The 13,075-nt window shown below is 68.9% G+C and carries 14 protein-coding genes; 6 read left to right on the forward strand and 8 right to left on the reverse strand.

The genetic code is table 11. The annotated features are described in order from the left end of the window. Positions 1-25: 25 nt before the first annotated feature. Both ACFYNU_RS11320 and ACFYNU_RS11325 read left to right on the forward strand, forming a co-directional pair. The gene (locus tag ACFYNU_RS11320) at positions 26-859 is read left to right on the forward strand and encodes a hypothetical protein (protein WP_356596416.1); all 834 of its coding nucleotides are present in this window, start codon (positions 26-28) and stop codon (positions 857-859) included. Positions 860-964: 105 nt separating this feature from the next. Continuing rightward, positions 965-1,141 (forward strand): hypothetical protein, encoded by a 177-nt coding sequence (locus ACFYNU_RS11325; RefSeq protein ID WP_167756134.1) that lies wholly within the window; start codon positions 965-967, stop codon positions 1,139-1,141. A 30-nt stretch (positions 1,142-1,171) separates the two neighbouring features. Here ACFYNU_RS11325 and ACFYNU_RS11330 read toward each other — a convergent pair whose 3' ends face one another. Then, positions 1,172-1,570 (reverse strand): metal-sensitive transcriptional regulator, encoded by a 399-nt coding sequence (locus tag ACFYNU_RS11330; protein ID WP_356596414.1) that lies wholly within the window; start codon positions 1,568-1,570, stop codon positions 1,172-1,174. Positions 1,571-1,781: 211 nt separating this feature from the next. On the opposite strand from ACFYNU_RS11330, the gene ACFYNU_RS11335 reads away from it, so the two are divergent. Both ACFYNU_RS11335 and ACFYNU_RS11340 read left to right on the forward strand, forming a co-directional pair. Beyond that, a complete protein-coding gene (locus ACFYNU_RS11335) occupies positions 1,782-2,402 on the forward strand; it encodes a DUF47 domain-containing protein (RefSeq protein WP_069627297.1) in 621 nt (206 codons plus the stop codon). 5 nt (positions 2,403-2,407) lie between these two features. Beyond that, a complete protein-coding gene (locus ACFYNU_RS11340) occupies positions 2,408-3,406 on the forward strand; it encodes an inorganic phosphate transporter (protein ID WP_356596412.1) in 999 nt (332 codons plus the stop codon). A gap of 121 nt (positions 3,407-3,527) precedes the next feature. Here the strand turns inward: ACFYNU_RS11340 and pstB are convergent, their stop codons facing one another. The 4 genes from pstB to pstS form a co-directional block, all read right to left on the reverse strand. Then, positions 3,528-4,304, reverse strand: coding sequence for a phosphate ABC transporter ATP-binding protein PstB (gene pstB / locus ACFYNU_RS11345; protein ID WP_356596410.1), 777 nt, complete (start codon positions 4,302-4,304; stop codon positions 3,528-3,530). A 54-nt stretch (positions 4,305-4,358) separates the two neighbouring features. After that, complete coding sequence (gene pstA / locus ACFYNU_RS11350; protein ID WP_356596408.1) at positions 4,359-5,432, reverse strand: phosphate ABC transporter permease PstA; 1,074 nt, start codon at positions 5,430-5,432, stop codon at positions 4,359-4,361. Further along, positions 5,429-6,436 carry a phosphate ABC transporter permease subunit PstC gene (gene pstC / locus ACFYNU_RS11355; RefSeq protein ID WP_356596406.1) on the reverse strand — a complete coding sequence of 336 codons (1,008 nt, stop codon included), beginning with the start codon at positions 6,434-6,436 and terminating at the stop codon, positions 5,429-5,431. Before pstC ends, pstA begins: the two co-directional genes overlap by 4 nt. Before the next feature lie 95 nt (positions 6,437-6,531). Continuing rightward, positions 6,532-7,665: a phosphate ABC transporter substrate-binding protein PstS gene (gene pstS / locus ACFYNU_RS11360; RefSeq protein ID WP_356596404.1), complete on the reverse strand. Its 1,134-nt coding sequence runs from the start codon at positions 7,663-7,665 to the stop codon at positions 6,532-6,534. Between the two features lie 512 nt (positions 7,666-8,177). Here pstS and ACFYNU_RS11365 point away from each other — a divergent pair. Further along, positions 8,178-8,627 (forward strand): hypothetical protein, encoded by a 450-nt coding sequence (locus ACFYNU_RS11365; protein WP_356596402.1) that lies wholly within the window; start codon positions 8,178-8,180, stop codon positions 8,625-8,627. Between the two features lie 39 nt (positions 8,628-8,666). Then, positions 8,667-9,227 (forward strand): hypothetical protein, encoded by a 561-nt coding sequence (locus ACFYNU_RS11370; RefSeq protein WP_356596400.1) that lies wholly within the window; start codon positions 8,667-8,669, stop codon positions 9,225-9,227. A gap of 10 nt (positions 9,228-9,237) precedes the next feature. On the opposite strand, the gene ACFYNU_RS11375 is transcribed toward ACFYNU_RS11370, so the two are convergent. The 3 genes from ACFYNU_RS11375 to ACFYNU_RS11385 are packed head-to-tail and all read right to left on the reverse strand — an operon-like array spanning position 9,238 to position 12,930. Then, complete coding sequence (locus tag ACFYNU_RS11375) at positions 9,238-9,669, reverse strand: NUDIX hydrolase (RefSeq protein ID WP_356596398.1); 432 nt, start codon at positions 9,667-9,669, stop codon at positions 9,238-9,240. Next, the gene (locus ACFYNU_RS11380) at positions 9,666-10,718 is read right to left on the reverse strand and encodes a CHAD domain-containing protein (RefSeq protein WP_388765898.1); all 1,053 of its coding nucleotides are present in this window, start codon (positions 10,716-10,718) and stop codon (positions 9,666-9,668) included. Before ACFYNU_RS11380 ends, ACFYNU_RS11375 begins: the two co-directional genes overlap by 4 nt. Beyond that, positions 10,705-12,930 (reverse strand): RNA degradosome polyphosphate kinase, encoded by a 2,226-nt coding sequence (locus ACFYNU_RS11385; RefSeq protein ID WP_356596396.1) that lies wholly within the window; start codon positions 12,928-12,930, stop codon positions 10,705-10,707. The genes ACFYNU_RS11380 and ACFYNU_RS11385 overlap by 14 nt, the downstream gene beginning before the upstream one ends. Positions 12,931-13,075: the final 145 nt, after the last annotated feature.

Below are 13,075 nucleotides of genomic sequence, written 5' to 3' on the forward strand. Positions count from 1 at the left end.
GTAAGGCGTTGGGGGTTGGCAGGCGATGGTGCAGCAGCGCAGACGCAGAGGCGTGGCGGTCGTCGCCGCTGCCGTCACGATGGTGGGAGTCGTGGCCGGGACCACCGGCTGTTCCGGGAGCGAGGGCGCCGTGGCCGGCGCCGACCGGCCCCTCGACGATCCGGGCGCGGTCCGTGGCGCCGCCGACGTGCTGGTCGCGGCCGGCAGCTCCAAGGCGGAGACGTCGCTGGTGATGGCGACGGGCGGGACGCGCGTGACCATCAGGGGCGAGGGGCGGTACGACTTCCGTAAGCGGATGGGGCAGCTCTCGGTCGTGCTGCCGAAGGACCCGGCCGGCGCCGACGAGCACCGGCCGATCTCGGAACTGCTGGCGCCCGCCGCCCTCTATATGAAGAACCGGGGCGCCGGGGTGCCCGACGACAAGTGGGTCATGCTCGACTCGACCACCCTCGCCGACGGCAATCTGGTCACCGGCGGCGCCACCGATCCGCTGACCGCCGCCGAACTGCTGCGCGCCGCGCAGGACGTGGTCCTCGTCGGTGAGCAGGAGCTGGCCGGTGTGCGCGTGACGCACTACCGGGGTGTCACGGACATCGCGCGGGCGGCCAAGCGGGCGGCGCCGTACGCGCGCGAGGCGCTGGCGGCGGCGGCGCGGGGCTTCGCCGAGGACGTCGTGCCGTTCGATGTCTATCTGGACGGCGAGGGGCGGCTACGCAAGGTCAGACACCAGTTCAGCTACCGGAATCAGGGGCGTACGGTCGCTGTTGCCTCGACCACACTGCTGTACGAATTCGGGGTCGCCGTCGGGGTGCGGCTCCCCCCGAAGGACCAGATCTTCACCGGGAAGATCAAGGTGTAAATGGTCCGGACGTGCCATGCGCGTCACGTCTCACCCTCCTTACCCTAGGAAGTCGGCAGTCGACACCGCCAGGAAGACGACACCGGTAGGAAGAGGTGAACGCACGTGGCTCTGTTGCGCACGCCGACCGTCCACGACCACGTGGCCCTCGCCGAGATCGAACTCTGCGGAGAGCTGATGATCGCGGCGTCGGCCGCGGACGGTGAACGGCTCAGCCCGGACCGTATCGACGAGGTCCTGAAGGTGCGCGCGGACCGCGGTGAGAGATCGTCGTGCCGCTGAGCCGGCGGCGATCCCCCTCGGCGGTCGGGGTCAGGTACGCAGCAGGCGCGCGATGGCCTTCGTCGCTTCCTGCACCTTGTCGTCGATCTCGTCGCCGCCCTTGACCGCCGCGTCCGCGACGCAGTGCCGCAGGTGTTCCTCCAGGAGCTGGAGCGCGAAGGACTGAAGGGCCTTCGTCGAGGCCGACACCTGGGTGAGTATGTCGATGCAGTAGACGTCCTCGTCGACGAGCCGCTGGAGCCCGCGGATCTGCCCCTCGATCCGGCGCAGCCGCTTCAGGTGCTCGTCCTTCTGCTTGTGGTAGCCGTGCACACCGCGATCGTGGTCGGTGATGATCTCGTCGCCGACGGTGCCGGCGGTGCCGGCGGTCGGGGCCGTACCGGAGGTCGCGTCGTTGGTCGCCGCGCCTGCCGCCTCGGTGGTCGTCATCGCGTCCTCCTGGTGGGGTGTTCGTGAGGGATGTCCGAAAGGGGCGAAAATACCCCAGGTAGGTATATGATACCCAGTCTTTCGCGCAGGGGCAGGGGCACGTCATGATCGTCGTGTCCTATGCAGCACACTGATGGACGCCGGTTAGCCGTGGCCGGATGATGCGCTTAGCATCAGCCTGACCGAATCCGATGTAACCCGAGGATCCCCCGTGCGCTTTCGTCTGACCCCCAGGGAGACGAGCTTCTACGACATGTTCGCCGCGTCCGCGGACAACATCGTCACGGGCTCCAAGCTCCTCATGGAACTGCTCGGAGCGGATTCCTCCGCCAGAGCCGAGATCGCGGAACGGATGCGGGCGGCGGAGCACGCGGGGGACGATGCCACGCACGCGATCTTCCACCAGCTGAACTCTTCCTTCATCACGCCGTTCGACCGCGAGGACATCTACAACCTCGCCTCGTCGCTCGACGACATCATGGACTTCATGGAGGAGGCCGTCGACCTGGTCGTCCTCTATCAGGTCGAGGAACTGCCCAAGGGCGTCGAGCAGCAGATCGAGGTGCTGGCGCGGGCGGCGGAGCTGACCGCGGAGGCGATGCCGCACCTGCGGACGATGACGAATCTCACCGAGTACTGGATCGAGGTCAACCGCCTGGAGAACCAGGCCGACCAGATCCACCGCAAACTGCTCGCCCAGCTCTTCAACGGTAAGTACGACGCCATGGAAGTCCTGAAGCTCAAGCAGATCGTGGACGTGCTGGAGGAGGCCGCGGACGCGTTCGAGCACGTCGCGAACACGGTGGAGACGATCGCGGTCAAGGAGTCCTGAACCACGTGGACACCTTCGCCCTGATCGTGACCATCGGAGTCGCGCTCGGCTTCACGTACACGAACGGCTTCCACGACTCCGCGAACGCCATCGCGACATCGGTGTCAACGCGCGCGCTGACACCGCGCGCGGCGCTCGCGATGGCCGCCGTGATGAATCTCGCGGGCGCGTTTCTCGGCCAGGGGGTCGCCAAGACCGTCAGTGAGGGACTGATCGCCACACCGCACGGGCAGCGAGGGATGGGGATCCTCTTCGCCGCGCTCGTCGGCGCGATCGTCTGGAACCTGGTCACCTGGTACTACGGCCTGCCGTCCTCCTCCTCGCACGCGCTCTTCGGCGGCATGGTGGGCGCGGCGCTCGCCGGCGGGACGGACGTGATCTGGACCGGGGTGCTGGAGAAGATCGTCATCCCCATGTTCCTGTCACCGATCGTCGGTCTGGTCATCGGCTATCTGGTGATGGTCGCCATCATGTGGATGTTCCGGCACGCCAACCCGCACAAGGCCAAGCGCGGCTTCCGTATCGCGCAGACCGTCTCGGCGGCCGGCATGGCGCTCGGACACGGGCTCCAGGACGCGCAGAAGACGATGGGCATCGTGGTGATGGCGCTGGTCATCGCCGATGTCGAGGGCCAGGGCGACGAGATCCCGGTGTGGGTGAAGATCGCTTGTGCGGTGATGCTGTCGCTGGGTACGTACGCGGGCGGCTGGCGCATCATGCGGACGCTGGGCCGCAAGATCATCGAGCTGGATCCGCCGCAGGGGTTCGCGGCGGAGACGACGGGCGCGTCGATCATGTTCGGCTCGGCGTTCATCTTCCACGCGCCGATCTCGACGACCCACGTCATCACCTCGGCGATCATGGGCGTCGGCGCGACGAAGCGGGTGAACGCGGTGCGGTGGGGTGTCGCGAAGAACATCGTCCTGGGCTGGTTCATCACGATGCCGGCGGCGGCCCTCGTCGCTGCGATCAGCTTCTGGATCGTGAATTTGGCCTTCGGCTGACGCCGGCCCCCCAACCCCGTACACAACAGAAGTGGGCCCGCCCCCTGGGAGAGGGGGCGGGCCCTTCGGCCTGCGGTGGCACCGCCATGCAGCACCGCAGGACGGCTTTCGGCGCCGGTGCCTATCCGAAGCGGCCGGAGATGTAGTCCTCCGTGGCCTGCACGGACGGGTTGGCGAAGATCCGCTCCGTCTCGTCTATTTCGATGAGCTTGCCGGGCTGGCCCACGGCCGACAGGTTGAAGAAGGCCGTACGGTCCGAGACGCGCGCCGCCTGCTGCATGTTGTGCGTCACGATGACGATCGTGAAGCGCTCCTTCAGCTCACCGATCAGGTCCTCGATCGCGAGCGTGGAGATCGGGTCGAGCGCCGAGCACGGCTCGTCCATCAGCAGCACGTCCGGCTCGACCGCGATCGCGCGGGCGATGCACAGGCGCTGCTGCTGGCCGCCGGAGAGGCCGGAACCGGGCTTGTTGAGGCGGTCCTTGACCTCGTTCCAGAGGTTGGCGCCCTTGAGGGACTTCTCGACGACGTGCGCCAGCTCGTTCTTGCGGTACTTGCCGTTGAGCTTCAGGCCCGCCGCGACGTTGTCGAAGATCGACATGGTCGGGAACGGGTTGGGCCGCTGGAAGACCATGCCGACCGTGCGGCGCACCGCGACCGGGTCGACGTTGGCGCCGTACAGATTCTCGTCGTCCAGCAGGACCTTGCCCTCGACGCGGCCACCGGGCGTGACCTCGTGCATACGGTTGAGGGTGCGCAGGAACGTGGACTTGCCGCAGCCGGACGGGCCGATGAAGGCCGTCACGGAGCGGGGCTCGACGGTCATGGAGATGTCGTCGATCGCCCGGTGGGTGCCGTAGAACGCGGTCAGTCCGCTGACGTCGATTCGCTTGGCCATCTTCAATCACTGCTTTCTGCGTGACCCCGCTCGGCGGAGCCGGATTTCGGGGCCTCAGCGGCCGGTCTTCGGGGCCTTCCAGCGGGCGATGCCGCGAGCCACCAGGTTCAGGATCATGACGAAGGCGATCAGCACGAGGGCCGCGCCCCAGGCGCGGGCGTGCGAGGCGTCGGTGCCGACCGAGTACTGCTCGAACACATAGAGCGGCAGGGACGACTGGGCGCCTTCGAACGGATTCGGGTTGATCAGCTTCGTACCGAAGACGAGCAGCAGCACGGGCGCGGTCTCGCCGGTGATACGCGCGATGGCGAGCATCACACCGGTGGTGATACCGCCGATCGCGGTCGGCAGGACCACCTTCAGGATCGTGCGCCACTGGGGTACGCCCAGGGCGAGGGAGGCTTCGCGCAGCTCGTTCGGGACGAGCTTGAGCATCTCCTCGGTGGAGCGTACGACCACGGGCATCATCAGGATCGAGAGCGCCAGGGCGCCGGCGAAGCCGGAGACTCCGAAGCCCAGCATCAGGTTCCACGTCGAGAGGATGAACAGACCGGCGACGATCGACGGGATACCCGTCATCACGTCCACGAAGAAGGTGACGGCGCGGGAGAGCTTCCCGGTGCCGTACTCCACCAGGTAGACGGCGGTCAGCAGACCGATCGGCGTGGCGATCACCGCGGCGATGGCGACCTGCTCGATGGTGCCGAGCAGCGCGTGGTAGACGCCGCCGCCCTCGTCCGTGTCGAGGAGTCCGCTCATCGAGTGGGACAGGAAGTACCCGTCCACGACCCCGGCGCCCTTGCTGATGGTGGTCCAGGCCAGCGACAGCAGGGGGATGACCGCCAGCAGGAAGCAGACCCAGACGAGGCTGGTCGCGACCTGGTTCTTGCCCTGGCGGCTGCCTTCCACCTTGGCGGTGATCAGGTAGGTGGCGGCGACGAAGACCAGCGCGGCCAGCAGGGCCCACTGGATCTTGCTGTCCAGCCCGGCGACCAGACCGATCAGACAGCCGAGAACCGCGGAGCCGGCGGCGATGGCCAGGGGGGCCCAGCGCGGCATACGCGCACCGGAGAGCGGGCCCTGGGGGGCGGCCAGCGGGGGCCGCTTGTCCTGAAGCGTGTGGCTCATGCGTTGGCCCCCGAGTACTCCTTGCGGCGGGCGATGATCGCGCGGGCCGCGCCGTTGACCAGCAGTGTGATGACGAAGAGGACCAGGCCGGAGGCGATCAGGGCGTCCCGGCCGAAGCCGTTCGCCTCGTTGAACTTCGCGGCGATGTTCTGCGCGAAGGTGCCGCCGCCCGCGTCGAGGATGTGGAAGGAGAGCAGGAAGCTCGGCGACAGGACGACGGCGACGGCCATCGTCTCGCCCAGGGCGCGGCCCAGACCGAGCATCGAGGCGCTGATGATGCCGGAGCGGCCGAAGGGGATGACCGCCATCCTGATCACTTCCCAGCGCGTGGCGCCGAGGGCCAGTGCGGCCTCCTCGATCATCTTCGGCGACTGGAGGAAGACCTCGCGTATGACGTTCGTGATGATCGGGAGGATCATGATCGCCAGCAGGATGCCCACGGTGAACAGGTTGCGCGCGACGCCTTCGTTGGTCTTGTCGAAGATGTACGTCCAGGCGAAGTACTCGTCCAGCCACTTGTTCAGGCCGTCGAGATACGGGACGAGGAAGACGGCGCCCCAGAGGCCGTAGATGATGCTCGGTACGGCTGCCAGCAGGTCGACCAGGTAGGCGATCGGGGCGGCGAGCCTGCGGGGCGCGAAGTGTGAGATGAACAGCGCGATGCCGATGGCGATCGGGACGGCGATCACCATGGCGATGATCGAGCTGACCACGGTGCCGTAGGCGAGGACGGCGATACCGAACGAGACCGGCTCGCCCTGCGGGTTCCACTCGAAGGTCGTGAGGAAGTTCGTCTCGTCCTTGGAGATCGCGAGCATCGCGCGGTACGTGAGGAACGCGGCGATGGCGGCCATGATGACGAGCAGGGTGATGCCGGAACCCCGGGACAGGCCGAGGAAGATCCGGTCACCGAGTTGCTTCTTCGCCTTGGGCGTGCCCTTGTCGAAGAGGGGTGGCGGCGGCGGTGGTGGTGCGTCGGTGGGGGGAGCGGTAGTTGTATCCATCGTTTCTCCGGTCTGCGGAGCCGCGTGACGGCTCCTGGCGGCGGTGCACCGGAAGACGTGGCCGGCCCCGCTCGGGGGCCGGCCACGTCCGGGGGTCAGGACAGGGTGGGAACGATCTCGCGGACCTTGGCCGCGATCTCGGTCGGGAGCGGCGCGTAACCGGCGTCGCTCAGGACCTTCTGGCCCTCTTCGCTGACGGTGTAGTTGAGGAACGCCTTGACGCTGGGCAGGGTCTCGGCCTTGTTGCCCTTGTCGCAGGCGATCTCGTACGTCACCAGGATGATCGGGTAGGCACCCTCGGCCTTGGTGGCGTAGTCCAGCTCCAGGGCCAGGTCGTTGCCCGTGCCCTTGACCTTGGCGGCGGCGATGGCCTTGGACGCGTTCTCCGTGGTGGCCTCGACCGGCGTGCCGGCGCCCGTGTCCACCTTGACGGTGGTCAGGTTGCTGGCGGTCGCGTAGGAGAGCTCGAAGTAGCCGATGGCGCCCTCGGTGTCCTTGACGCTGGAGGCGACGCCGGAGGAACCGCTGGCGGCCTGGCCGCCCTTGGCCTCCCACGACTTCGAGCTGTCGTCGTACTTCCAGTCGGCCGGGGCCGCGGCCTTGAGGTACTTGTTCAGGTTCTGCGTCGTACCCGACTCGTCCGAGCGGTGGAACGCCTGGATCGCGGTGGCCGGCAGCTTGGCGTCGGGGTTGAGCTTGGCGATCGCCTCGTCGTTCCACTTGGTGATCTTCGAGTCGAAGATCTTGGCGAGGGTCGGGCCGTCCAGCACGAGGCTGTCGACGCCGGGCACGTTGAAGCCGATGGCGACGGGGCCGCCGACCATCGGGAGGTTGATGCCCTTGCCGCCCTTGCAGACTTCCTCGGAGGCGGTGACTTCCTCGGGCTTCAGGGCGGAGTCGGAGCCCGCGAAGGCGACCTGGCCCTGCGTGAACTTGGTGATGCCGCCGCCGGAACCGATCGGCTGGTAGTTGATCTCGACGCCCGCGCAGGCCTGCTGGAAGTTCTTGACCCAGAGGTCCATCGCGTTCTTCTGGGCACTCGATCCGGCGGCAAGGATCTGGCCCTTGGCGTCGTCACACTTGATGGAGGAGGCGGCGGCGGTGCTGTCACCGGTGCCGGTGTCCTTGGTGTTGTCGTCGGAGCCGCACGCCGTGAGAACCAGGGCGCCGGAGACGGCGAGGGCACCGAGCGCGGTGGCGCGCAGCCGGTTCTTGCGCTGAAGCTTCACTTCGGGTGTTCCTTCCAGAAGCCGCCTGTGTGCGGGTTTTCGCACTTCTACGGCGGCGTGCGTCGAGTTGGTGGGTCCGGCGGTGTGCCGGTCACCGTGTAAGGCCGAAATTAGGCAGATCAGGTGAAGTGGCTGACGGATGGGAGTGAACGGAAGGTGAACCGTGACGGACAGCCTGGTGCGGCTTCGGTCCTGATCGCGGCTCGACACGGCGTGCACGCCGAGAATGTGCTCCCCCTGGTCTCGGGGGTGGCGAATCGGGCCTGGCTCCTGGGGCCGGATCTCGTCCTGCGCGTGCCGCGTACGGAGGTGTGGTTCGACCGGCTCGCGGAACGGATTCCCGGCGCGGCCCCGCGGCTACCGGGTGGGTGGGGCGGCCCACGCCGACGACGGCCCGGGTGACCCGTACGCGCGCTCATTCCATCCAGCTCCCAACTCCCTCCCATGGGCTGCCGGTCCAACGGCGACCACACTCGGAGGACGGTCGTCGGCCGAGTGAAGGAGGGATGGCGATGGGGGTCGTACGAGAGGGAGTGCGGGTCAGTACGTGGATCGGGGGCGGGATCGTCGCGCTGGCGGTTCTGGGGGTGATCGGCACGTTCGTCCTCGGGGGCGCGGGGTGGATCACCGAGCCGTTCCGGGGTCAGGCGCAGGAGCGGGCGAACACCGTCGGGTCGGGGGCGTTCCGGCAGTCGACCTATCAGGAGTTCTTCGATCTGTGCGAGGCCGTGCAGAACGCCGAGGGCGCGATCCAGGCGCTCGCGGAGGAGCGCGGGGCCGCTTCGGACGCCCGTCGGACCCAGATCGACCAGTCCGTCACGGCGCTGAAGGCGGCGCGCGTCGAGTCGGTCAACGACTACAACGCGAAGGCCGCCCAGGAGCACCGCGCGCCCTTCCGTGACCAGGATCTGCCGTACCGCCTCGATGCCGAGGACGACCACACGGTCTGCGCCGAGCGGTAGCGATCAGCGACCAGCGACCCGGGAAAGGGGCAGCACAGCATGAAGACGATCATTCGCGCCGTCGTGGCGTCCATGGCGGCGCTCACCCTGGGGGCGGGTCTGACGGCCTGCGACGACGACTCCAGCCAGAGCAAGGAGACCAAGGCCAAGCAGGAGAACTACGACCACCTCGTGGCGAACCAGCCCGCCGGGAGGATGGAGTACTCGCCGACGCGTGAGGCCATCAACAAGTGGGTGAAGACGTGGGGCAAGCGGGGCAAGCTGAGCTACGTCTACATCCAGAACGCCAAGGGCGAGTACGGGTACTTCATCATGAAGGGCCTGCCCGTCGCGCGCTGCGAGATGCTCACCCCGACGGAGAAGGTGGACCGCTCCAGCCAGGGCAGCGTGGTCGTGTCGCTGCCGGGGATGGACGGCGTCTACTCGGCGGGCTCGATGTGCAACGCGTACTACGGCTTCGACGCGACGACCGGCGCCTACATCGAGTTCACGGTCGGCACGAACCAGTCGTTCTTCCTGTTCGACAAGCCCATGTCGATGCCGGAGTACGCGAGCGCCAAGCAGCTCGGTCCGACCTCCGTGCAGCAGGTCGGCGGCTGAGCGGCCGGTCTCACGCCGGCAGTGACTCCAGCAGCGCGTCGATCAGCAGCCGGTCGCGCGGCTGGGTCAGCCGGTCGCGGGCCGTGGGCGGGGGGAGCCAGAGGATACGGTCCACCTCGTCGTTCGCCGCGAACTCGCCGTCCGTCGCCTCGGCCGCCCAGTAGACGACCTGCTTGGGGCGGCCGTTGGCGAGATAGCTGACGGTGCCGAGCCGGGCGCCGGGGGCGCAGTGGTGGCCCGTCTCCTCCAGGACCTCGCGCAGCGCCCCCGCCAGGGCGTCCTCCGCGTGCTTCAGCTTGCCTTTCGGGTGGGACCAGTCGTCGTACTTCGGCCGGTGGACCAGGCAGATCTCTGTGCCGTCGGCCCGGTACGGGGACTTTCGCCACAGTACGCAGCCCGCAGCGAGGATGGTGCGGGTGTGGGGGCCGTCGGTGTCGGTCATGGTGTGGGTACCGTTCGGCGGGTCCAGATCTGCTGGAAGTCGTAGCGTGCCGCCTCCACCTCGTGGCGCTGGTCGGCGTGCAGCACGCCGAGGGCGTACGCCGTCGCCGGGGCGATCCGGGGGGTACGGGCGGCGTTCGCCGAGGCGGCTGCGGCCTCGGCCGCGTCGCGGTGGCGGTCCAGCGCGCGGCCGGCTTCGGCGAGCACCGGGTCGGGGGCGCCGCCCGCGTGGCGGACCTCCTGGGCGTACCGGTGCAGCCTGAGCAGCAGCCGCACCTGGTGCCACGGCGCGTCCTGGGCCTCGCCGTCCGAGGGGGTGGCGAGGCCGTGGACCAGGGCCTCCGCGTTGTACGGGTGGGCGGCGCGCGCCAGGGGCAGCGTGGACACGGCGTCGAGGAGTCTTCGCTCCGCCGCGCTCTGCGGCGCGGTCAGGATCTCGGCGGCGGGCGCGCCCGAGACCGGCGCCAGCGGGACCTCGGAGGCCAGTACGGCGACGGCGTCGGCCACCGCGTGGAAGCGGGACGAGCCCAGCGCCTGGAGCGCGGCCGAGTGCGACCGCGTACGCGCGAGTGTCAACTGCCGCTCCAGCAGCGCCCCGGCGCGCGACGCCCCGACGGTCAGCGCCCCCGGCGCGGCCGGAGCGCTCTCGGTGTTACGGGGGCTGGGGACCGTCCCCGACAGCCGCGCCAGCGCCGACACCAGCCGGTGCAGCCGGGCCGTGCACGCGTACTCCTGCGCGAGGGTGCCGGACAGCCAGCCCAGCTCCGTGCGGAGCTGGTCCGCCCATACCGGGTCGAGCAGCACCCGGAAGGTGTGCAGGCTGCCCGCGATCCGCCGCGCGGAGCAGCGCAGCGCGGACGCCGCCTCCTCGGCGGCGGCCGTGTCGGAGCCGCTCTCCCCGTACAGCCGCAGGCTGCGCAGGAAGTCCCCGCAGCGGGTGTTCAGATACCCGGCGAGCACCTGCCCCGCGGTCGCCTCGAAGGCGTCGTTGGGGTGGGAGGGCTGAGCCGTACCGACCGAGCCGACGGTGTCTGCTTCATGGTGCTGCACGCCGGCGCCTCCGGGCGTCAATGAGCATTTCCTGTACGTGCCTGAGCGGCTGTCCGTCCGCGTCGACGGAGTGCCGGGTCCAGCCGCCGTCGGCGCCCAGATGCCAGGAGGCGGTGTCGTCCGCCATGCCGGTCTCCAGAAGCCGGGTGATGGCCGCGCGGTGGGCCGGGTCGGTGACCCGGACCAGTGCCTCGATACGGCGGTCGAGGTTGCGGTGCATCATGTCGGCGCTGCCGAACCACACTTCGGGCTCGCCGCCGTTGCCGAAGGCGAAGATCCGGGAGTGTTCGAGGAAGCGGCCGAGGATGGAGCGCACCCGGATGTTCTCCGACAGACCGTGTACGCCGGGGCGCACGGCGCAGATGCCGCGCACCCAGATGTCGACGGGCACGCCTGCCTGCGCCGCCCGGTAGCACGCGTCGATGACGGCCTCGTCGACCATCGAGTTGACCTTGATGCGTACATAGGCGGGCCGGCCCGAACGGTGGTGCGCCGCTTCCTTGTTTATCCGGGTGATCAGCCCGTCGCGCAGCGACTTGGGCGCGACGAGCAGCCGGCGGTAGGTCTCGCGCCGCGAGTAGCCCGACAGCCGGTTGAAGAGGTCGGAGAGGTCCGCCCCGACGTGTGGGTCCGCCGTGAGCAGGCCCAGGTCCTCGTAGAGCCGTGCCGTCTTGGGGTGGTAGTTGCCGGTGCCGACATGGCTGTAGCGGCGCAGGGTCTCGCCCTCCTGCCGGACCACGAGCGACAGCTTGCAGTGCGTCTTCAGCCCGACCAGCCCGTACACGACATGGCAGCCGGCCTCTTCGAGCTTGCGCGCCCACTTGATGTTGGCCTGCTCGTCGAAGCGGGCCTTGATCTCCACGAGGACCAGGACCTGCTTGCCGGACTCGGCGGCGTCGATCAGCGCGTCGACTATCGGGGAGTCGCCGGACGTCCGGTAGAGCGTCTGCTTGATCGCCAGCACGTCCGGGTCGCCCGCCGCCTGCTCCAGGAACGCCTGGACGGAGGTGGAGAACGAGTCGTACGGGTGGTGCAGCAGGACGTCCCGCTCCCGCAGCGCCGCGAAGATGTCCGGCGCGGACGCGGACTCCACCTCCGCGAGGTCGCGGTGCGTGCCCGCGATGAACTTGGGGAATTTCAGCTCCGGCCGGTCGAGCGCGGCTATGCCGAACAGCCCGGTCAGATCCAGCGGCCCCGGCAGCGGATAGACCTCGGCGTCGGACACCTTCAGTTCGCGGACGAGCAGGTCGAGCACGTACGGGTCGATCGACTCCTCGACCTCCAGGCGCACCGGCGGGCCGAAGCGGCGCCGCATCAGCTCCTTCTCCAGGGCCTTGAGGAGGTTCTCCGCGTCGTCCTCCTCCACCTCCAGGTCCTCGTTGCGGGTGACCCGGAACATGTGGTGCGCCAGGACCTCCATCCCGGGGAACAGCTCCTCCAGGTGTGCCGCGATGACGTCCTCCAGCGGCACGTACCGCTGGGGGGACGCCTCCAGGAAGCGCGTCAGCAGCGGCGGGACCTTGACCCGGGCGAAGTGCCGGTGGCCGCTGACGGGGTTGCGGACGACGACGGCGAGGTTGAGGGAGAGCCCCGAGATGTACGGGAAGGGGTGCGCCGGGTCCACGGCCAGGGGCGTCAGGACGGGGAAGATCTGCTGCCGGAAGAGGGTGAACAGGCGGGCCTGCTCCTTCTCCGTGAGATCGCCCCAGCGGATCAGATGGATGCCCTCGTCGGCCAGCGCGGGGGAGACGTCCTGCTGGAAACAGGCGGCGTGCCGGGCCATGATCTCCCGCGACCGGGTCCAGATCAGGTCGAGCACTTCGCGGGGCTGGAGCCCTGAGGCCGATCGGGTGGCGACGCCGGTCGCGATGCGGCGCTTCAGGCCGGCGACGCGGACCATGAAGAACTCGTCCAGGTTGGACGCGAAGATGGCGAGGAAGTTCGCCCGTTCGAGTAGGGGGGTGGCCGGGTCCTCGGCCAGTTCCAGCACGCGTTCGTTGAAGGCGAGCCAGCTGCGTTCACGGTCCAGGAACCGGCCCTGGGGCAGTACGCCGCCCTCCGGGTCCTCGTCCTGCTCGTACGAGTCGAGATCGGCGTCGAGGTCGGGCTCCAGATCGGACACGGCGGCGCTGACCGTGTGCGGCCGGTGTGCGGCGATGGACCCGACGGACGGCTGCGGGTGGACCGGGGTCTCGGCAGGCTGCTGGCTCATACCTCCATTGTTCCGCGCGGAGGGCACGACAGGCGCGTCGGAGCCGGCGGGGGCGAGGTAGAACCTGCCGTTCGGAGTGGGGGGCACAGCGGGCTGCATTCCGTGAGGGTCGCAAGCGCGTCTGAATGGCCGGTAACGGCGACAT

Origin of the sequence: Streptomyces sp. NPDC006643, assembly GCF_042870175.1 — a bacterium.
Classification (GTDB): Bacteria; Actinomycetota; Actinomycetes; order Streptomycetales; family Streptomycetaceae; genus Streptomyces.

Bases quoted from the DNA above. Each gene is read 5' to 3' on its own strand.
- ACFYNU_RS11385 (WP_356596396.1), bottom strand. From the start codon at position 12,930: ATGAGCCAGCAGCCTGCCGAGACCCCGGTCCACCCGCAGCCGTCCGTC.
- ACFYNU_RS11365 (WP_356596402.1), top strand. From the start codon at position 8,178: ATGGGGGTCGTACGAGAGGGAGTGCGGGTCAGTACGTGGATCGGGGGC.
- ACFYNU_RS11320 (WP_356596416.1), top strand. From the start codon at position 26: ATGGTGCAGCAGCGCAGACGCAGAGGCGTGGCGGTCGTCGCCGCTGCC.
- ACFYNU_RS11375 (WP_356596398.1), bottom strand. From the start codon at position 9,669: ATGACCGACACCGACGGCCCCCACACCCGCACCATCCTCGCTGCGGGC.
- pstA (WP_356596408.1), bottom strand. From the start codon at position 5,432: ATGAGCCACACGCTTCAGGACAAGCGGCCCCCGCTGGCCGCCCCCCAG.
- ACFYNU_RS11330 (WP_356596414.1), bottom strand. From the start codon at position 1,570: ATGACGACCACCGAGGCGGCAGGCGCGGCGACCAACGACGCGACCTCC.
- pstC (WP_356596406.1), bottom strand. From the start codon at position 6,436: ATGGATACAACTACCGCTCCCCCCACCGACGCACCACCACCGCCGCCG.
- ACFYNU_RS11370 (WP_356596400.1), top strand. From the start codon at position 8,667: ATGAAGACGATCATTCGCGCCGTCGTGGCGTCCATGGCGGCGCTCACC.
- pstB (WP_356596410.1), bottom strand. From the start codon at position 4,304: ATGGCCAAGCGAATCGACGTCAGCGGACTGACCGCGTTCTACGGCACC.